Source organism: Micromonospora sp. DT46, from assembly GCF_049841735.1.
Taxonomy (GTDB): domain Bacteria; phylum Actinomycetota; class Actinomycetes; order Mycobacteriales; family Micromonosporaceae; genus Micromonospora; species Micromonospora reichwaldensis.
The window spans coordinates 39,053-56,872 of the sequence record NZ_JBNCKW010000010.1 but is presented as its reverse complement, the minus strand read 5'-3'; the positions used below and the strand labels follow the sequence as shown (position 1 = coordinate 56,872).

The 17,820-nt window shown below is 73.9% G+C and carries 19 protein-coding genes; 4 read left to right on the top strand and 15 right to left on the bottom strand.

Annotated features, from left to right (window positions below; all coding sequences use genetic code 11):
• Nucleotides 1–17: 17 nt before the first annotated feature.
• The 6 genes from dapB to truB form a co-directional block, all read right to left on the bottom strand.
• Nucleotides 18–791, bottom strand: a complete 774-nt coding sequence (dapB, locus tag ACLQ20_RS25870) for a 4-hydroxy-tetrahydrodipicolinate reductase (RefSeq protein WP_151454661.1) — start codon at nt 789–791, stop codon at nt 18–20.
• Between the two features lie 132 nt (nt 792–923).
• Nucleotides 924–2,348 (bottom strand): M16 family metallopeptidase, encoded by a 1,425-nt coding sequence (locus ACLQ20_RS25865; RefSeq protein WP_327030819.1) that lies wholly within the window; start codon nt 2,346–2,348, stop codon nt 924–926.
• A gap of 49 nt (nt 2,349–2,397) precedes the next feature.
• Nucleotides 2,398–4,782, bottom strand: coding sequence for a polyribonucleotide nucleotidyltransferase (locus ACLQ20_RS25860; RefSeq protein ID WP_327030818.1), 2,385 nt, complete (start codon nt 4,780–4,782; stop codon nt 2,398–2,400).
• Between the two features lie 226 nt (nt 4,783–5,008).
• Complete coding sequence (gene rpsO, locus ACLQ20_RS25855) at nt 5,009–5,278, bottom strand: 30S ribosomal protein S15 (protein WP_121396038.1); 270 nt, start codon at nt 5,276–5,278, stop codon at nt 5,009–5,011.
• A gap of 181 nt (nt 5,279–5,459) precedes the next feature.
• The gene (locus ACLQ20_RS25850) at nt 5,460–6,389 is read right to left on the bottom strand and encodes a bifunctional riboflavin kinase/FAD synthetase (RefSeq protein ID WP_132232840.1); all 930 of its coding nucleotides are present in this window, start codon (nt 6,387–6,389) and stop codon (nt 5,460–5,462) included.
• Nucleotides 6,390–6,445: 56 nt separating this feature from the next.
• The gene (gene truB / locus ACLQ20_RS25845; protein WP_327030817.1) at nt 6,446–7,330 is read right to left on the bottom strand and encodes a tRNA pseudouridine(55) synthase TruB; all 885 of its coding nucleotides are present in this window, start codon (nt 7,328–7,330) and stop codon (nt 6,446–6,448) included.
• Between the two features lie 234 nt (nt 7,331–7,564).
• On the opposite strand from truB, the gene ACLQ20_RS25840 reads away from it, so the two are divergent.
• From ACLQ20_RS25840 to ACLQ20_RS25830, 3 genes are read left to right on the top strand one after another with little or no spacing between them, the layout of a single operon-like run.
• Nucleotides 7,565–8,578 (top strand): hypothetical protein, encoded by a 1,014-nt coding sequence (locus tag ACLQ20_RS25840; protein WP_327030816.1) that lies wholly within the window; start codon nt 7,565–7,567, stop codon nt 8,576–8,578.
• A gap of 17 nt (nt 8,579–8,595) precedes the next feature.
• Nucleotides 8,596–8,895, top strand: coding sequence for a hypothetical protein (locus ACLQ20_RS25835; RefSeq protein WP_151454666.1), 300 nt, complete (start codon nt 8,596–8,598; stop codon nt 8,893–8,895).
• A 10-nt stretch (nt 8,896–8,905) separates the two neighbouring features.
• The gene (locus tag ACLQ20_RS25830; RefSeq protein ID WP_425857928.1) at nt 8,906–9,988 is read left to right on the top strand and encodes a hypothetical protein; all 1,083 of its coding nucleotides are present in this window, start codon (nt 8,906–8,908) and stop codon (nt 9,986–9,988) included.
• A 3-nt stretch (nt 9,989–9,991) separates the two neighbouring features.
• Here ACLQ20_RS25830 and ACLQ20_RS25825 read toward each other — a convergent pair whose 3' ends face one another.
• From ACLQ20_RS25825 to ACLQ20_RS25800, 6 genes are all read right to left on the bottom strand, one after another.
• A complete protein-coding gene (locus ACLQ20_RS25825) occupies nt 9,992–11,317 on the bottom strand; it encodes an MATE family efflux transporter (protein WP_425857927.1) in 1,326 nt (441 codons plus the stop codon).
• A 46-nt stretch (nt 11,318–11,363) separates the two neighbouring features.
• Nucleotides 11,364–12,314 carry a DMT family transporter gene (locus ACLQ20_RS25820; protein WP_327030813.1) on the bottom strand — a complete coding sequence of 317 codons (951 nt, stop codon included), beginning with the start codon at nt 12,312–12,314 and terminating at the stop codon, nt 11,364–11,366.
• A 233-nt stretch (nt 12,315–12,547) separates the two neighbouring features.
• Nucleotides 12,548–13,111 (bottom strand): SAM-dependent methyltransferase, encoded by a 564-nt coding sequence (locus ACLQ20_RS25815; protein WP_425857926.1) that lies wholly within the window; start codon nt 13,109–13,111, stop codon nt 12,548–12,550.
• Nucleotides 13,112–13,184: 73 nt separating this feature from the next.
• The gene (locus ACLQ20_RS25810) at nt 13,185–14,012 is read right to left on the bottom strand and encodes an ABC transporter permease (protein ID WP_151454670.1); all 828 of its coding nucleotides are present in this window, start codon (nt 14,010–14,012) and stop codon (nt 13,185–13,187) included.
• Nucleotides 14,009–14,992 carry an ATP-binding cassette domain-containing protein gene (locus ACLQ20_RS25805; protein WP_425857925.1) on the bottom strand — a complete coding sequence of 328 codons (984 nt, stop codon included), beginning with the start codon at nt 14,990–14,992 and terminating at the stop codon, nt 14,009–14,011. Before ACLQ20_RS25805 ends, ACLQ20_RS25810 begins: the two co-directional genes overlap by 4 nt.
• Nucleotides 14,989–15,291 (bottom strand): hypothetical protein, encoded by a 303-nt coding sequence (locus ACLQ20_RS25800; RefSeq protein WP_151454672.1) that lies wholly within the window; start codon nt 15,289–15,291, stop codon nt 14,989–14,991. The genes ACLQ20_RS25805 and ACLQ20_RS25800 overlap by 4 nt, the downstream gene beginning before the upstream one ends.
• Nucleotides 15,292–15,352: 61 nt before the next feature.
• Here ACLQ20_RS25800 and ACLQ20_RS25795 point away from each other — a divergent pair, with 61 nt between their 5' ends.
• On the top strand, nt 15,353–15,982 hold the full coding sequence (locus tag ACLQ20_RS25795; protein ID WP_151454673.1) for a TetR/AcrR family transcriptional regulator: 630 nt from the start codon (nt 15,353–15,355) through the stop codon (nt 15,980–15,982).
• Nucleotides 15,983–16,365: 383 nt separating this feature from the next.
• Here ACLQ20_RS25795 and ACLQ20_RS25790 read toward each other — a convergent pair whose 3' ends face one another.
• The 3 genes from ACLQ20_RS25790 to ACLQ20_RS25780 all read right to left on the bottom strand — a co-directional run bounded on the left by ACLQ20_RS25790 (nt 16,366) and on the right by ACLQ20_RS25780 (nt 17,808).
• Entirely contained in the window at nt 16,366–16,596 is a 231-nt protein-coding gene (locus ACLQ20_RS25790) for a hypothetical protein (RefSeq protein WP_327030811.1), read from the bottom strand.
• Nucleotides 16,597–17,191: 595 nt separating this feature from the next.
• On the bottom strand, nt 17,192–17,401 hold the full coding sequence (locus ACLQ20_RS25785) for a DUF6186 family protein (RefSeq protein ID WP_192581395.1): 210 nt from the start codon (nt 17,399–17,401) through the stop codon (nt 17,192–17,194).
• Nucleotides 17,401–17,808: a hypothetical protein gene (locus tag ACLQ20_RS25780; protein ID WP_132232822.1), complete on the bottom strand. Its 408-nt coding sequence runs from the start codon at nt 17,806–17,808 to the stop codon at nt 17,401–17,403. The genes ACLQ20_RS25785 and ACLQ20_RS25780 overlap by 1 nt, the downstream gene beginning before the upstream one ends.
• Nucleotides 17,809–17,820 lie beyond the last annotated feature (12 nt).

The following is a 17,820-nucleotide window of genomic DNA, read 5'->3' as shown; positions in this document are numbered from 1 at the left end:
CGCAAAGAGTTTGCCCGTCAGTCGAGCAGGGCGTCCAGGCCGACGGTCAGCCCGGGCCGGGTGCGGACCGCGCGGACGGCCAGCAGCACGCCGGGCATGAACGAGACCCGGTCGTACGAGTCGTGCCGGATGGTCAACGTCTCCCCCACGGTGCCGAAGAGCACCTCCTGGTGGGCGACGAGGCCGGTGGCGCGCACGGCGTGCACGCGTACCCCGTCGATGTCGGCGCCCCGGGCGCCCGCGACCTCGTCCTTGGTGGCGTCCGGCACCGGTCCGAGCCCGGCCTCGGCGCGCGCGGCCGCGACCAGCCGCGCGGTGTGCGTGGCGGTGCCGCTGGGGGCGTCCAGCTTGCGGGGATGGTGCTGCTCGACGATCTCGACCGACTCGAAGTGCCGGGCGGCGCGGGCGGCGAACTGCATCATCAGCACCGCGCCGATGCCGAAGTTGGGGGCGATCACCACACCCACCCCGGGCTTGTGGGCCAGCCAGCCACGCACCCGCTCCAGCCGCTGCTCGGTGAAGCCGGTGGTGCCGACCACCGCGTTGATGCCCTGGTCGATGCACCAGTGCAGGTGGTCCATGACGACGTCGGGGGTGGTGAAGTCGACGACCACCTCGGCCCCGGCGTCGGACGCGGCGAACAGGCCGTCGCCCTCGTCGACCATGGCCACCAGCTCCATGTCGGCGGCGGCGTCCACGGCCCGGCACACCTCGACGCCCATCCGGCCCCGGGCGCCCAGCACGCCGACCCGGATCAGCTCGTCCGGGCTCTTCTCCTGCTCGTCAGTCACGGGGCACAACCTATCCCAATCGGGACGCGCGTATCCGGGCGGACCGTCAGCCGCCGGGACGTGGGCATCCGGGCGGACCGTCAGCCGCCGGGACGTGCGCATCCGGGGCGCCGGGCAGGAGTGCGGGACGGGTCAGCGCGCGGCGAAGTCGTTCGCGCCGAACGGGCCGACCACGGCCAGCGACATCGGCCGGCTCAGCAGCTCGGCGGCCAGGGTGTTGACGTCCGCCACGGTGACCGCGTCGACCCGGGCGAGCAGCTCGTCGACCGGCATCAGGTGGCCGTAGAGCAGCTCACCCTTGGCCAGCCGGCTCATCCGCGAGCCCGTGTCCTCCAGCCCCAGCACGAACGAGCCCTTGCTCATCCCCTTGCCGCGGGCCACCTCGGCCTCGGTCAGGCCGTCGGCGGCCACCCGGGCCAGTTCGGTCCGGGTCAGCTCCAGCACCTCGTCGACCTTGCCCGGGGCGCAGCCGGCGTAGACGGCGAAGAGGCCGCTGTCGGCGTACTGGCTGGCGTAGGAGTAGACCGAGTAGGCGAGGCCGCGCCGCTCGCGGATCTCCTGGAACAGCCGGCTCGACATGCCGCCGCCGAGGATGTTGTTGAGCACGCCGAGCGCGAAGCGCCGCTCGTCGAGCCGGTCGATGCCGGGGCAGCCGAGGATGACGTGCGCCTGCTCGGTCTCCTTCGGCTCCACCAGCGTGGTGGCGGGCTTCGTGCGTACGGCCGGGGTGGCCGACCGGTGCGGCGCGGGCGTCGCCGGGTCGGTGTCCAGCGGGGTGCCGCGCAGCGCCTGGCGGACCAGCTTGACCACCGTGGCGTGGTCGAGGTTGCCGGCGGCGGCGACGACGATCCGCGGCGGGGTGTAGTGGCGGCGGTAGAAGCCCTGGATCTGCCGCCGGGTCATCGGCGTGACGGTCTCCTCGGTGCCGGAGATCAGCCGACCCAGCGGGTGGTCGCCGTAGGCGGCACGGGCGAAGAGGTCGTGCACCTCGTCGCCGGGCTCGTCGTCGTGCATGGCGATCTCTTCGAGGATCACGCCCCGCTCGGTCTCCACGTCGGCCGGCTCGAGCAGCGAGTCGGCGACCGCGTCGCACATGACGTCGATGGCCAGCGGCAGGTCCTCGTCCAGCACGCGGGCGTAGTAGCAGGTGTATTCCTTGGTGGTGAAGGCGTTGGTCTCGCCGCCCACCGCCTCGATCTCCGCGGAGATCTCAAGCGCGCTGCGCTTGTTGGTGCCCTTGAAGAGCAGGTGCTCCAGGAAGTGCGCCGCGCCGGCCTGCGGGCCCGTCTCGTCGCGCGAGCCGACCGCGACCCAGACGCCGAACGAGACGCTGCGCATCGCCGGGATCGCCTCGGTGAGCACGCGCAGCCCGCTGGGCAGCACGGTACGGCGTACCGTGCCGCCCAGCGGGTCGTCGCTGATGGTGCGGGTCACCGCCCGGGAGGCGCCGCCGGAGCGGGCCGTCCCGGTGCCCCGGTGCGCGGCCCCTGCGGGGCCCGGCGCGGACGCCACCCCCCGTCGATCCGGCGGAAACGGCGCGCTGACGGCCCGACTCACGTGTTGCTCCCAGATCGACGAGGGGTGGGTGATGCGATGGTGCGGTGCGTCAGCTGCGCCGGGTGCGGCGGCGCGGACGCTCGCCGCCCTCGCCACCCTCGCCGCCGCCCTCGCCGCGCTCGCCGCCGCCCGGGCCACGACCGCCCCGGTCGCCGCCGCGCTCACGGTCGCCCCGGTCGCGCGGAGCCCGGTCGTCCCGGTCCCGGCCGGCCGGACGCTCGCCGCCAGCGGCCTCGCCGGCGGCCGGCGCCTCGGCGCCCTCCGGGCGGACCTTGTCCAGGTAGATCTTGCCGCGGGCGTCGATGTCCGCGATCTCGACCTCGACCCGGTCGCCGACGTTGAGGAAGTCCTCGACCTTCTCGACCCGCTTGCCGTCGCCCACCTTGGAGATGTGCAGCAGGCCGTCGCGGCCCGGCAGCAGCGAGATGAACGCGCCGAACGCGGCGGTCTTGACCACCGTGCCGAGGAAGCGCTCCCCGGCCTTCGGCAGCGTCGGGTTGGCGATGCCGTTGATCCGGTCCACCGCCGCCTGGGCCGACGGGCCGTTGGTGGCGCCGACGTAGATCGTGCCGTCGTCCTCGATGGAGATCTCGGCGCCGGTCTCGTCCTGGATCGCGTTGATGGTCTGCCCCTTCGGGCCGATCACCATGCCGATCTTGTCGACCGGGATCTTGACGGTGGTGACCCGCGGGGCGTACTCCGACATCTCGGCCGGGGCCTCGATCGCCGCCTGCATCACGCCGAGGATGGTCTGCCGGGCCTCGTACGCCTGCTGCAGCGCGGCGGCCAGCACGTCAGACGGGATGCCGTTGAGCTTGGTGTCGAGCTGGAGCGCGGTGACGAACTCCGGCGTGCCGGCGACCTTGAAGTCCATGTCGCCGAACGCGTCCTCGGCACCGAGGATGTCGGTCAGCGTCACGTACTCGGTCTTGCCGTCCACCTCGTCCGAGATGAGCCCCATGGCGATGCCGGCCACCGGCGCCTTCAGCGGCACACCGGCGGAGAGCAGGCCCAGCGTCGAGGCGCAGACCGAGCCCATCGAGGTGGAGCCGTTGGAGCCGAGCGCCTCGGAGACCTGCCGGATGGCGTACGGGAACTCCTCGCGCGACGGCAGCACCGGGATCAGCGCCCGCTCGGCGAGCGCGCCGTGGCCGATCTCGCGCCGCTTCGGCGAGCCGACCCGGCCGGTCTCACCGGTCGAGTACGGCGGGAAGTTGTAGTTGTGCATGTAGCGCTTGCGGTTCTCCGGGGACAGGGTGTCCACCATCTGCTCCATGCGCAGCATGTTCAGCGTGGTGACGCCCAGGATCTGGGTCTCGCCACGCTCGAACAGCGCCGAGCCGTGCACCCGGGGCAGCACGCCGACCTCGGCGGTCAGCGGGCGGATGTCGCGCGGGCCGCGGCCGTCGATGCGGACCTGCTCGCGCAGCACCCGGTTGCGCACCTCGGACTTGGTGAGCGACCGGAAGGCGGCGCTGAGCTCCTTCTCGCGGCCCTCGAAGCGACCGCCGAGCTCCTCGGCGACCTTGGCCTTGATGCGGTCGAGGGCCTCCTCGCGGTCGGCCTTGCCGGCGATCTGGAGGGCCTCGGCGACCTCGGCGCGGGCCAGGTCGGCCACCGCCTCGTAGACGTCGTCCTGGTAGTCCAGGAACACCGGGAACTCGGCGACGGGCTTGGCGGCCACCTCGGCCAGCTCGCTCTGCGCGCGGCACAGCTCACGGATCGCCGGCTTCGCGGCCTCCAGGCCGCTGGCCACGATCTCCTCGGTCGGCGCGGTCGCGCCGCCCGCGATCAGGGTCACGGCGTGCGGCGTCGCCTCGGCCTCGACCATCATGATCGCGACGTCGCCGTCCGGAAGCGAGCGGCCGGCCACGACCATGTCGAAGGTGGCCCGGGCCAGCTCCTCCAGGGTCGGGAAGGCGACCCACTGGCCGTCGATGTGCGCGACCCGGGTCGCCCCGATCGGGCCGGAGAACGGCAGGCCGGAGAGCTTGGTCGACATCGAGGCGGCGTTGATCGCCACGACGTCGTAGGGGTGCTGCGGGTCGAGCGCGAGGATGGTCTCGACGACCTGGACCTCGTTGCGCAGGCCCTTGACGAACGACGGGCGCAGCGGCCGGTCGATCAGCCGGCAGGTGAGGATCGCGTCCTCGCTGGGGCGGCCCTCGCGGCGGAAGAACGAGCCGGGGATGCGGCCCGCGGCGTACATCCGCTCCTCGACGTCGACGGTCAGCGGGAAGAAGTCGAACTGCTCCTTCGGCTGCTTGCCGGCGGTGGTGGCGGAGAGGACGACCGTCTCGCCGAGCTGGGCGACGACGGAGCCGGCGGCCTGACGGGCCAGCCGGCCGGTGGAGAAGGTGATCTCACGGGTGCCGAAGGACCCGTTGTCGATCACGGCGGTGCGGGATTCGGTGCCGAGGTTGGTCTCGGTCATGGTGCTGTCGTGCTCCTTCGCATCGGGGGCCCACGACGCGGGGAGCTGCTCAGACGGCCGGTCTTCGATCGAAGCGCCCGGATGGCCGGCGCGAGGCCGGGGTGTCCGGGGGCCACTACCGGAGACCGGTACGCTGACCGGCTCCCTTTTCAGGTGGTCGCGCGGCCCGGTTTTCGTGTGGCGGCGAAGCGGGGGAGCGGCCCGGTCGGGCCACTCCCCCGTCACGTCACCGGCGCAGACCGAGCCGCTCGATGAGCGACCGGTAGCGGTTGATGTCCTTCTTCTGGACGTAGTTGAGCAGCCGACGGCGGCGGCCGACCAGCAGCAGCAGCCCACGGCGGCTGTGGTGGTCGTGCTTGTGCACCTTCAGGTGCTCCGTCAGCTCGGCGATCCGCTTGGTGAGGACCGCGACCTGCACCTCCGGCGAACCGGTGTCGCCGTCGGCGGTCGCGTACTCCGCGCGGATCTTGGCCTTGGCTTCCTGGTCGAGCGCCATGTTCTCCCTGTTTCGTGGGTTGTTCGATGATGTCCGTCGGATCGGTCAGTGGACCGGAAACGGACCGGTACCTCGCACCCGCGGCGTCGTGCAGGCACGCGAGGCCCCACGTCGGTCAGCCGACGTCCCCGCCAGACTACCAGCCCTGCCGGGCGGCGGCCTGTCAAGGGCCGCGACGCGGTCAGCCGAGCACGCGCCGGGTCCGCTCGACGTCCTGGTTCATCTGGGCGATCAGCGGCTCGATCGCGTCGTAGCGGATCTGCCCGCGCAGGTGCGCCACGAAGTCCAGCGCCAGCCGCTCGCCGTAGAGGTCGCCGGTGAAGTCGAGCACGTACGCCTCCACCCGCCGCTCCCGGCCGGAGAAGGTCGGGTTGGTGCCCACCGACACCGCCGCCGCCAGGGGCTCGGCGTGGCCCCGGCGCACCAGCCGGGCGGCGTAGACGCCGTCGGCGGGCACCGCCGCGTACCGGTGGCAGAGCAGGTTGGCCGTGGGGAAGCCCAGCTCGCGGCCGCGCTGGTCGCCGCGCACCACCACGCCCTCCACCCGGTGCGGGCGGCCGAGCGCGGCGGCCGCCGCCGTCACGTCCCCCGCGTCGACGCAGGAGCGGATGTACGTGGAGGAGTAGACCGTGCCCGCCTCGGCGACCAGCGGGGCGCCCTCCACGGCGAAGCCGAACGTGCGCCCGAGCCGCTCCAGCAGCGCCACGTCGCCGGCGGCCTTGTGCCCGAAGCGGAAGTTGTCGCCCACCACGACCAGCGCGGCGTGCAGGTGCTCGACCAGGATGTCGTGCACGAACGCCTCGGCGGGCAGCCGGGAGAACTCCGGGGTGAACGGCACCACGCAGAGGACGTCCACGCCGAGCGCCTCGATCAGCTCGGCCTTGCGGGCGGTCTCGGTGAGCACCGCCGGGTGCGAACCGGGGCGCACCACCTCGGCCGGGTGCGGGTCGAAGGTGACCACCACCGACTGCACGCCCAGCTCGCGGGCCCGGGACACGGCGTGCCCGATGGTCGCCTGGTGTCCCTTGTGCACACCGTCGAAGACGCCGATGGTGACGACCGACCGCCCCCAGCCGCCGGGCGCCGCGTCGTACCCCCGCCACCGCTGCATGCCGCTCCTCCCCTGCCTCCGCGGCGGCCCGCACCGGCCGCCGTCCCTCGCTCCCGTCAGGCGGGGGCGAGCACGATCTCCGCGCGGGCCCGGCCGTCCCGCTCGCTGACGATAGCGATCAGCCCGCCGTCGGGGCCGAAGACCGCGTAGGGGCCGGCGATTCCCACCGGGTCGAGCGGACCGCCGTGGGAGAGCACCTTCGCCTCGTCGGCGCCGGCGTCGCGGCGCGGGAAGAACCGGTCGGCCGCCGCCGCCAGCGGTAGGTTCACCACCTCTGGGGCGCGCTGCTCCAGCTGGTCGAGGGTGGCGGCCTCCGCGAGGGCGAAGTTCCCGACGGCGGTACGGCGCAGCGCCGTCAGGTGCCCGCCCACCCCGAGCGCCAGGCCCGCGTCCCGGGCGATCGCCCGGATGTACGTGCCGGAGGAGCAGGTCACGTCGATGTCCACGTCGACGACGTCGGGCGCGTCGCGGCGTACCGCCAGCAGCTCCAGCCGGGACACGGTGACCCGGCGGGCGGGCAGCTCGACGCTCTCCCCCTCGCGCACCCGCTTGTACGCCCGCTGCCCGTCGACCTTGATGGCGCTGACCGCGCTCGGCACCTGGTCGATCTCCCCGGTCTGCGCGGCCAGGGCCGCCCGGACCGCCTCGTCGGTGACCTGGCCGGCCGGGGTGGTGGCGATCACGTCGCCCTCGGCGTCGTCGGTGACGGTGGCCTGGCCGAGCCGGACGGTGGCCGTGTAGCTCTTGTGCGCGCCGATCACGTAGGTGAGCAGGCGGGTGGCCCGGCCGACCCCGATCACCAGGACGCCGGTGGCCATCGGGTCGAGGGTGCCGCCGTGCCCCACCCGGCGGGTGCGCGCCAACCGGCGGATGCGCGCCACCACGTCGTGCGACGTCATGCCGCCGGGCTTGTCGACCACGATCAGACCGTCTGTGCTCACGACACCCAAGCCTGCCAGACCGGGCCGGACGCCCCGCCGCCGCCGTACGTCCGCAGCGGCACCGGAGCCGCTCGCCGCTCCGCGCGGCGGCGGAGGCCGCCTCCGATGGTCGGCCGATGTGCCGTCAGCCACTCGGGCGGGATCACGGCGGCGGGGGCGTACGGGATCACGTCCCGGGCGGCCCGGGTGCGAAGATCATGCGCCCTCGACGGACCGTTCACCAAGGACATGCCGATGACCAGTCCCCCACCGGTGGACGAGCCGTCCCCGCCGAGCCGGCCGGCTCCCCTGGCGTCCGGCGACGAGCCGGGGCAGGTTCCGGAGTGGCTGCGCCAGCCGGCCGAGGAGCATCCGGTCGGCGCCCTGGAACGGCTCCGCCTGTTCTGGGAGGAGCACACCCGGGCGGTCACCGCCGTGGTCGGGGGCGGACTGGTCCTCGTACTCCTGCTCGGCGTGGGGTGGTTCGACCTGTGGCGACGGGCCGGGGAGACGCCGCGCGGCTACCCGACGACCAGCCCGCCACCGGGCGTCTCCGCGACGAGCGACACGAAGCCCGCCACGCCCGCATCGCCCGCCGACAACTTCGCGGGCACCCCGGCGGCGGCCTTCGCCAAGGGGGCGGCCGGGATCACGCTGCCGCCCGCCCGGCGGACAGGTGCGTTCAGCGCCACCGAGGTGGCGGCGGCCCTCGCGGACGTCCGCGCGGCGATGCTGCTCGCCCGGCTGGACCGGAAGTTCCTGGCCGGCGGGGAGCTGGACCGGTTCGTGCGGATGTTCGCTCCCGCGACCCGCTCGAGCATGCGAGCCGACTTCCGTGACGACTCCTTCGCCACGTACGCGACCCGGCTGGCCCCGGGTGCCCGGCTGACCGCCGACCAGCCCCGGGTCAAGGGACGGGTCACCTACCGGGCGACCCGGGACAGCGACGGCATCCGGGTGCTGGAGATCACCACCAACTTCGTCTGGGCGTACGCGTTCCGCACCCTCGACCCCACTCCGGGCGCCGGTGTGGTGGTCGTCCACGACACCGTCGTCTGGCACGTGCCGCATCCCGACGACGTCGCGAAGGCGGGCGTCGGGCTCTGGCTCTGGGAGGCGGACTCGTACGCCTCGAACATGGACTGCGCGAAGTTCGACAAGGGTCTGCTGGATCTCGGCGCCCCGAGCTACGGCCTTCCGGTCGACACGGAGGACCCGGACGCGGTGTTCGACCCCGATCGTTCGCTGGACGTCGCAGACACCTGCTGACCCGGACCGGAGCACTCATGACGCCCGACACACGACGCGCGCACGACCACCACGCCCGGGTCGACCTCCCGGACTGGATGCGTAACCCCACACCACCGCGACGGACCCTCGGCCGTCGCGTCACCGACCTCGTCGAGCGGCTGCCCGTGCTGCGTGCGGCCCGGCGGTCGCTGTGGCGGTGGCGGGACCGCGACAGGCTTACCGAGTCCCGCCCGATGATCTCGGTGGTCGTGTTCCTCGTCACCGCGACGGCGACGTTCGCCCTGGTCGCCGGGCTCTTCTACTGGCTCTACCTGACCCTGCGCGACACGCTCTGAGGCGGACCCGATGCACACCGACCCGCACGCCGGCACTCCCGGGACCGCCGATCAGGCGCCGCCGGCCGAACGCCCCTCCGCCGCCGACGGGCCGCCGGCCGCCGACCAGCAGCCTCCCGCCAGTGCGGCCGAGGGGCGGCGAGAGGTCCTGTTCGCCGAGGCCGAGCCGGTGCGGCTGCCCGACTGGATGCGGTCGCCGGGGCCGGAACACCAGCCGACCGGGCTGGACCGGGTGCGCTTCTTCCAGGCCCGGCACAACGGCCCGCTGGCAGTCGGCCTCGCGTTCGCACTGGCGCTGCTGATGATCGTCGCGGCCGGCTGGATGGTCGTTCAGGTGGCCGACTGGCGTCGCACGGCGACCGTCGCACCGAGCGCGAGCGCGATGCCCGAGCCGATCAGCGCCGTCGGCACCCCACGCGATCTCTTCGCCGGCACCCCGGCGGCGTCCTTCGCCCTCCGGGAGAAGGCGATCGTCCTGCCTGCGGCCACCGCCCAGGGTCCGTTCGACAAGGTCCAGGTACGCGCCGCGCTCGACTCGGTACGGAAGGCGCTCATCGAGAGCCGGCTGGAGACCGCGATGCTGGTCGGCGACACCGAACCCTTCCTCGGCCTGCTGGCGCCAGACTCCCGCGCGGAGATGCGGCCGCACTTCGACAACTCGCGTTTCCTGCACGTCGCCACGAGGATCGGATCCCAGGCGGACTGGGAGTACGACATCCGCGCGCAGGGACGGATCAGCCACCGCGCCAGGACGGTGGCCGGAGTCCGCCTGCTGGAGGTGACCACCGAGTTCGTCTGGGCGTACCCGTTCGACGTGATGCGCCGGGCGCCGGCCGGCGCCGGCCTGGTGGCGGTCCGGGACCGGGTGGTCTGGCAGGTGCCGCACCCGAAGGACGTTCCGGCGTCGTCCCGAGGGCTCTGGTTGGCGTCCGCGAAAGCCGTCACCTGGAACGCCGACTGCGCCTGGCTGCGCGACGGCTGGGTGAACGTGATGCAGTGGCTGCCGGACCTGCACGGCCCTCGCGTGCCGGGTGGTGATCCGGGCGACTTCTTCGACCTGGCCGCCCCGATGGCGTCCACCTCGAGGTGCTGAGGCTCAGCGCACCGCGCCGACCACGGCCCAGGCCCCGGAGCGCAGCCGCAGCAGCAGGGCCACCAGCCGGAGCACCACGAAGAGCGTGAGGCCCGCCCAGATGCCGCCGAGGCCGAGGTCGAGCCCGTACGCCAGCCAGATGGCGGGCAGGAAGCCGCCGAGCGCGGCCAGGAGGGTGAGGTTGCGCAGGTAGCGGACGTCGCCCGCGCCGATCAGCACGCCGTCGAGGGCGAACACGACACCGGCCAGCGGCAGCATCGCCACGAACCACGGCCAGGCGAGCATGGCCTGCTCGCGTACCTGCGGATCGGAGCTGAACCAGCCGGGGACCACGCCGGCGCCGGCGGCGACGAGCACGGCGAACGCCACGCCGCAGGCGCCGCCGAGCAGCGCGATCCGGCGGGCCAGGTGCCGGGCCGCGGCGTCCTCGCCGGCCCCGAGGGCGGCGCCGATCAGGGACTGGGCGGCGATGGCGAGCGCGTCGAGCACCAGGGCGGTGAAGAACCACAGTTGCAGGGCGATCTGGTGCGCGCCGACGGCGGCGGCCCCGAAGCGGGCGGCGACGGCGGTGGCGGAGAGGAAGCTGGCCTGGAACGCGACGCCCCGGATCAGCAGGTCCCGGCTGAGCGCCAACTGCTGCCCGATCAGCCTCGGGCGGGGGCGCAGCGAGACCCGTTCGGCGACCAGCGCCCCGGCGAAGAGCACCCCGCCGATGCTCTGCGCGATCACGTTGGCCACGGCGGAGCCGACCAGTCCGAGCCCGGCCGGGTAGACCAGCACCGGGCAGAGCACGGCGGAGAGCACGTTCGGGCCGAGCACGAACATCAGCGGGCGGCGCATGTCCTGCACGCCGCGCAGCCAGCCGTTGCCGGCGGCGGCGAGCAGGAGCCCGGGCGCGCCGAGCGCCGCGACCCGCAGCCACTGCGCGGCGGCGTCGGCCACCTCGCCGGGGCCTCCGGCGAGGGTACGCGCCAACGCCCCGCCGCCGATCTGCATGCCGAGCGCGACCAGCACCCCCACCCCGAGGGCCAACCAGGACGCCTGCACGCCCTCGGCGACGGCGGACGCCCGGTCGCCCGCCCCGAACCGTCGGGCCGACCGCCCCGTGGTGCCGTACGCGACCACCGTGCCGAGCCAGGCGATGAGCGTCAGCACCGTGCCGCCGACGGCGAGGGCGGCCAGCGGCACCCGGCCGAGGTGCCCCACCACCGCCGTGTCCACGAGCACGTAGATGGGTTCGGCGGCCAGCACCACCAGCGCCGGCAGGGCCAGCGCGGCGATCCGGCGGGGCGCGACGGCGCGGGTTTCAAAGGCGACGGATTGGCTCATCGCCGCCGATCCTGGCACGGCTAGGTAAGGATCGCAAGCAGCATGGTTACTTACCAGGAGAGAGGTGGACGACGGTCACCGCACCGAGCAGGAGCACTCCCCCGACGAGCACCGGCACGGGCAGCGACTCACCCACGATCCAGCCCGCGAGCAGCACGGCGGTGAGCGGCTCCGCCAGCGTGGCCAGCGCGGCGGCGCTGCCGGTGATGCTGCGCAACCCGGCGTAGAACAGGGCGTACGCCACCGCCGTGGTGACCACCCCGAGGTGGAGCAGCAGGCCGATCGGCGCGAGCCGGGCCGGGACGCCGACCCCCTCGGCCAGCGCGATCGGGGCCAGCGCCAACGCGCCGACCGCCGCCGACACGGTGGTGAGCGTCATCGGCGCGACGCGCTGTGCGGCGTGCCGGCTCAGCACCGTGCTGGCGGCGTAGCCCACCCCCGAGCCGAACGCCGCGAGCAGCCCGAGCAGCGGCCGCGGCGCGGTCGTGCCCGGCTCCCCGACCGACACCGTGATCAGCACGAGGCCGAGGACGCCCGCCACCAGGGCACCCAGCATCGTCCGCCCGGGCAGCCGCCGCGCGCGCAGCGACTCCCAGCCGAAGATGAGGACCGGGGCGAGCCCCAGGCTGACCACCGTGGCCACCCCGACGCCGCCCGACGCGACGGCGAGGAAGTACAACGCCTGGTAGCCCCCGAGCCCGATCCCGACGCCGACGAGGGCGACCGGTTCCGACCGCAGCGCCGCGAGCACCGGCCCGAGGCGGCGCGCGAGCAGGGCGACCAGCACCAGCGCGCCGATGGCGAGACGGTGGAACCCGATGGCCGTCGGGGTGAGCGTGGTGGACTCGCGGACGAGCTGCACGGCGACGCCGGTGGTGCCCCAGAGCACGGCGGCGCCGGTGACGTACAGCAGCCCTCGGCGTACGCCGGCCGGGCCGCGGCGCGGGTGCGGAATGGACGGGGACGCGGAGGGGCCAGACAGAGACGTTCGGGACACAGGTGCGCTCCAGGGCGGATCGAGACGCTGACAGGGGACGACGTCTGTCGGAGCGCACGCACGACGAAGAAGAGGCAGGCGTTACCACCTGGGTTCTGCGGCCCCGGTCAGGCGGGCCGCCGTGCGGAGGACCGGCCGCAGTCGCCGCACGCGGGGACGCGACCGGTGGTGGGGCGCTCCGGTCAGGAGCGCGGCGGGGGCAGAACGCCCTGGAACGGCCTCATGCCCGCACCCTAGCGCAGCACCGTCCCGGCGTGCCCCGGGGTTTCGGTGCCCGTCGGCGGCTCGGGCTGGCCGCCGAAGTACTCCGCCATCAGGCGGTCGACCCACTCCGGTTGCCGGACACCTTCCGGGAGGAACTGCCGCATCACCGGCTTGACGTCGAGGACCGGCGTGCCGTCGACCGCGTCCAGCCCGCGTACCCGCAGCTTTCGGCCGCCTGCCGAGACGACTTCGCAGACGGTGCAGCCGATCCGGTTGGGCCGTCGCGGACCGCGGTCGGCGAACACCCCGACCTCGGGCAGGTCGACCCGGCCGCGAGGCCGCGACAGCGGCCGGTAGTCCTCCCGTTCGGCGAGGCGGTCGAAGAAGAAGACCGCCTCCACGTGGGAGAAGTCGGCGAGCCCGGTGAGACATGCCTCCCCGAAGCGCGGCTCGACCACGATGGTGCTCACCACGTCGCCCCAGTGGTCCGACTCGCCCGGGTCCACCCGCCCGTTGTGAACCCGCCCGATCGGGGTCACGGGGATCGTCGCCCCGGTCGCGAGACACTCGTCGGTCTTCTTCGGGTCGGTCATCGACGGCCTTCCGGTTCGGGTTGGCGCGCGGGAGAGAACGCCGCAGACCGTGCGGCGTTCTCGCCCGCGCGGATCATCTGGTGCGGAGCAGGCGTACCGACAGTGGCGCGAAGACCGCCGTCAGGGCGACGCAGGCGACGAGGATCCAGCCGATCTGCCGGCCGGGCAGGGCCCCGGCCATGAGTTCCCGGGCGGCGGTCACCAGGTGGGTGACCGGGTTGACGTCGACGAAGGCGCGCAGCGGCCCGGGCAGGGTCGCCGGGGTGATGAAGACGTTGCTGAAGAAGGAGAGCGGATACAGCACGGCCTGGGTCACCCCGAGCACGGCACCCGGCGAGCGCATGAGCAACGCCAGCGCCGTCCACACCCAGGACAGGCTCACGCTGAAGGCCACGACGAGCAGCACGGCGGCGGCCACACCGACGACGCCGCCGCCCGGGCGGAAACCGAGCGCGAGGCCGAGCCCCACGACCACCGCCGAGGCGAGCAGGTAGCGCACCACGTCGCCGAGGAGGGCCCCGACGAGCGGGGCGACGGGCCGGATCGAGAGCGTGCGGAACCGGTCGTAGACGCCGCTGGCGACGTCGACGCTCAGAGCGGCACCGGTGGTGGCGGTGGTCACCAGGAGCGTCATGACGAGGATCCCCGGGACCAGGTAGCCGACGTACCTGCCGGTCGAGCCGCCGACCGCGCCGCCGAACAGGTACGTGAACATCACGGTGAACACCACCGGATGGACGGCGACGTCGAAGAGTTGGACAGGGGTACGCCTGATCTTCAGCAGGGCCCGTCGGCCGAACGTCAGGCAGGTGCTCAGCGTGCCCGCCCGGGCAGGACGTGGACGCCTGGCGAGCGCCCCGGGCGACGGCCGGGCGGCGGCGACGGCGACGGGCGCGGTCATCCGGTCTTCCCCCTCGCGGCCGCGTCCACGGTGCTCGGGTGGCCCGTCAGCGCCAGGAACACCTCGTCCAGGCTCGGCTGCCCGAGACCGAACTCGGTCACCGCGATCCGGGCCCGTGCCAGCTCGGTCAGCGCGCGTAGCGCCGCACCGGTGTCCGTCGGCACCTGGACGGTCAGGGCCGCGAGATCGGGGGCCGGCGTCACGGGCCCGCCGAGCGCCTCGGTCAGCAGCCGGTCGGCGGTGACCCGGTCGTCCGGGTCGGCCAGCCGCACGTGCAGCGTCCCGCCGCCGACCGACGCCTTGAGTTCGCTGCTGGCGCCCTCGGCGACGACGGCGCCGTGGTCGATGACGGCGATGCGGTCGGCCAACTGGTCCGCCTCGTCGAGGTACTGGGTGGTCAGCAGGACCGTGGTGCCCTCGGCGACGAGCGCCCGCACGACGCCCCACACGTCGCTGCGGCTGCGCGGGTCGAGCCCGGTGGTGGGTTCGTCCAGGAACAGCAGGTCGGGCGTCACGACGAGGCCGGCGGCGATGTCCAGCCGGCGCCGCATGCCGCCGGAGTACGTCCTGACCAGCCGGTCGGCCGCCCCGGCCAGGGCGAACGCGGCCAGCAGTTCCTCGGCCCGGCTCGCGGCGTCCCCCGGGCGGTGGCCGTGCAGCCGGCCGAGCAGGACGAGGTTCTCGCGGGCGGTGAGGCCCTCGTCGAGCGAGGCGTACTGGCCGGTCAGGCCGATCCGGTCGCGTACCGCGACGGCGTCGCGGACCACGTCGTGGCCGAACACCGATGCGGTGCCCGCGTCGGGGCGCAGCAGCGTGGCCAGCATGCGGATGGTGGTCGTCTTGCCGGCGCCGTTGGGACCGAGGAACCCGTACACCGAGCCGGCGGGGATGCTCAGGTCGATGCCGTCGACGGCCCGCGTCGCGCCGAAGGTCTTCACCAGGCCCGAGGCTTCGACGGCCAGGTGGCTTGAGGACGTCATCGGGCCCAGACGTCCTCGTCGACCAGGTCGCCCTGCTCGGCGGTGACGTCGCGGGCGACGGCGAACGCCGCGGCGGCCTCCGGCAGGCCCGGGGCGCCCGCGAGCGCCGCCCGCAGGGTCTCGGGCGAGTCCCACCGCCACATGTCCACCCAGGTCCGCTCGTCGACGCGGACCAGTCGGGTCTCGGTCGGGCCGTCGTACGCCGCCCGGATCGCCTCGAGGAGCTTCGCGCGCCGCGCCAGCACGGTGTCGGCGTCGGCCGGCTCGGCCGTGAACCTGGTCGTCCGGATGAGAGTCATACCCTTGAGCCTTCCTCTAGAGCTGGTTTTTAGAGTGCGACTCTAGTGTTACAGTAAGGCCATGCAACTGGTCAAGAGCGCCGGCAAGAAGGGCGAGCGGTCGCGGCAGACCCGGCGACGGATCCTCCAGGCGGCGTACGAACTGTTCGTCGACCAGGGTTACGGGGCGACGACCCTGCAGGGCGTCGCCGAGCGCGCCGGCGTCTCCGTGCAGACCATCTACTTCGCCTTCGGCAACAAGCCCTCGCTGCTCAAGGAACTGGTCGACGTCACCATCGCCGGCGACGACGAACCGGTTCCCACGTTGCAGCGAGCCTGGTTCCTCGACGCCGTCGCGGCCGACACCGCAGAGGCGCAGCTACGGGCGCACGTGCGCGGCACCTGCGAGGTGCTCCAGCGGGTCGCGCCGATCATGGACGTCCTGCGTGCCGCCGGCGGGCAGGACCCGAGCCTGGCCGGCCTGTGGCAGCAGGACAGCGATCCGCGCCTCGAGGTCCAGACCGCCGCGGCGCGCAGCCTCCTGGCCAAACCCGGAGCCCGGGCGCGGCTCTCCGTCGAGGACGCCGCCGACGTGCTCTTCGGGCTGCTGAGTCCCGAGCTGTATCTCCTCTTCGTCCGCGACCGGGGATGGACGCCGGAACGCTGGCAACAGTGGGCCCACGACACGCTGCGCGCACAGCTCTGCGACTGACGCCGGGCCGGAGACGCGGACGCTCGGGCCGGGAGACTGGACGACCAAGCCGGAGACGCGGACGCTCAGGCCGGGGGTAGGGGGTCGAGCCAGCGGGCGCGCCTCGGCGCGGGTGCGGAGCCGGGAGCGCCGGCGAGTGTGTGGCGATCGCGGTGAGCAGCCGCGGACGGGACCGGCGGGGACAGCGCCACACGTACCGGAGGAACTCGACGTCGGTCGTCTCCGGCCAGCCTGCGGGCGGTCGGGACGGCCCGTGGCGCGGTGCGCCCGGCGGCGGCAGAGCAGCCGGCCGAGGCAGAGCAGCCGGCCGAGGTCGCGAAAGACGAGCGGGTCGGCACGGGGCAGTCGGAGTCCGGGCGTGCCTCGTGGCCGCCGTCCAGCACCTACGCCGGCCGGTCGGCGGGTTCGGCGACCGTGGCCCGCCAGCGGGCGTCGCCCGGGGCCACCCAGCCGGGTTGCCAGCACTGCCGGTTCTGGTGGATCTGTGGAAGCCAGCCGGGCTGCCGGTACTGCCGGTCCTGGTGGATCAGTGGCAGGCCGAGCCGGCGGGCGACCTCGCGGGACAGGGTGCTCCTACCGGCGCCCGCGCTGCCGACGACCGGGATCCGGCGCACGCGGGGACCGTGACGGCCGAGCTGCGCGATTCCGGGGCCGACGGGCGGCGGGCGCACCGGCGTAGTTGTCCGACCTACCGTTGCGGGCGGGAAGCCGCTCGCGGGCCGGGGGCGGCGGACGGCCGCGACCGGGGCCGGATGGGCGGTGACGCTGTCGGCGCGGGACGCCGGCGGCGTCACCGCCGGTCGGCGTCGGTCACTGACGGGTGTCCATGGAGGTCTGCAGCGCGCGGCGCATCTGCTCGCGGGCCTCGTCGGTGGTCTGCGGCTTGGGCTTGCTCGGCATGGTGGTCCCCTTCCAGGGCGTGGGCCGCCGACCGGCGGCAGCCCTCACGGGCGGTCGTGCTGCGCGCCCGGCAGCGGTCCGGGGTCACCGGAGCGGCTGTGGGCAGCGAGAGCCCGGGTCGGTCCGACCCTGGAGGGAGGCGCCACCGGGTGCGGCGACACCGCCCACGGCCAGCGCCGCCACACGACGCCGGCCGATTCCCAAGCTATCGTTCAGTTCCACATGCTGCCCGGTGTTCCCGCGATTTGGACTCACGTTCGTCCGGAGCCGGCGCGCGTCACGGGTCCCCGACGGGATGCGGTGGCGCGGTCAGCGGGCCAGGAAGTGCCAGCCCAGCCACCACCAGAAGCCGAACAGGCCGATCCGGCCGACCGGCACCGGGCCCACCTCGTAGCGCATCACGTAGGCGCAGACCTCGCCGATCGTGGGGATCCGCGAGCCCTCGCGGCGGGCCGCCCACTCGACGGCGGCGAAGAGCACCAGGGAAACCAGGAAGCCCCCGATGGCCAGCATCCGCATCATCGCCGCACCAGCCCCCAGAACGCCGACAGCCAGCCCAGCCAGACCGCCGAGCGGACCAGCTGGTCCTCCAGCAGCGGATCGGCCAGCCGCGAGAAGGTGGGAAAGTCGTCCCCCGCCGCCAGCACGAACGTGGTCCCCTCGAAGACCCCGAAGACCACCACCGGCAGAGCCCACCAGGCCGCCGGGGTGCCCAGCCGGCGTGGCGCGGGCCGCCGGGGCACCCGGTTGCTCAGGCCCAACCAGATCAGCACCCCGCCGGTGCCGAGGGTCCAGAGATTGGCCTCGGTCGAGAAGGACGGGAACCGGCCGCCGACCAGCGAGAGGCAGACGAGCACCGGCACGGTGACGGCGGGACGGTCCCAGGCGCGGGGCGCCTCGACGGTGAGGTCGTGGGGCTGTTCCATCCCGCGATTCTC

Coding starts and splice junctions, on each gene's coding strand:
- ACLQ20_RS25860 (WP_327030818.1), bottom strand. CDS start 4,782: ATGACCGAGACCAACCTCGGCACCGAATCCCGCACCGCCGTGATCGAC.
- rpsO (WP_121396038.1), bottom strand. CDS start 5,278: ATGGCGCTCGACCAGGAAGCCAAGGCCAAGATCCGCGCGGAGTACGCG.
- ACLQ20_RS25850 (WP_132232840.1), bottom strand. CDS start 6,389: ATGCAGCGGTGGCGGGGGTACGACGCGGCGCCCGGCGGCTGGGGGCGG.
- ACLQ20_RS25840 (WP_327030816.1), top strand. CDS start 7,565: ATGACCAGTCCCCCACCGGTGGACGAGCCGTCCCCGCCGAGCCGGCCG.
- ACLQ20_RS25835 (WP_151454666.1), top strand. CDS start 8,596: ATGACGCCCGACACACGACGCGCGCACGACCACCACGCCCGGGTCGAC.
- ACLQ20_RS25830 (WP_425857928.1), top strand. CDS start 8,906: ATGCACACCGACCCGCACGCCGGCACTCCCGGGACCGCCGATCAGGCG.
- ACLQ20_RS25825 (WP_425857927.1), bottom strand. CDS start 11,317: ATGAGCCAATCCGTCGCCTTTGAAACCCGCGCCGTCGCGCCCCGCCGG.
- ACLQ20_RS25815 (WP_425857926.1), bottom strand. CDS start 13,111: ATGACCGACCCGAAGAAGACCGACGAGTGTCTCGCGACCGGGGCGACG.
- ACLQ20_RS25810 (WP_151454670.1), bottom strand. CDS start 14,012: ATGACCGCGCCCGTCGCCGTCGCCGCCGCCCGGCCGTCGCCCGGGGCG.
- ACLQ20_RS25805 (WP_425857925.1), bottom strand. CDS start 14,992: ATGACGTCCTCAAGCCACCTGGCCGTCGAAGCCTCGGGCCTGGTGAAG.
- ACLQ20_RS25800 (WP_151454672.1), bottom strand. CDS start 15,291: ATGACTCTCATCCGGACGACCAGGTTCACGGCCGAGCCGGCCGACGCC.
- ACLQ20_RS25795 (WP_151454673.1), top strand. CDS start 15,353: ATGCAACTGGTCAAGAGCGCCGGCAAGAAGGGCGAGCGGTCGCGGCAG.
- ACLQ20_RS25785 (WP_192581395.1), bottom strand. CDS start 17,401: ATGCGGATGCTGGCCATCGGGGGCTTCCTGGTTTCCCTGGTGCTCTTC.
- ACLQ20_RS25780 (WP_132232822.1), bottom strand. CDS start 17,808: ATGGAACAGCCCCACGACCTCACCGTCGAGGCGCCCCGCGCCTGGGAC.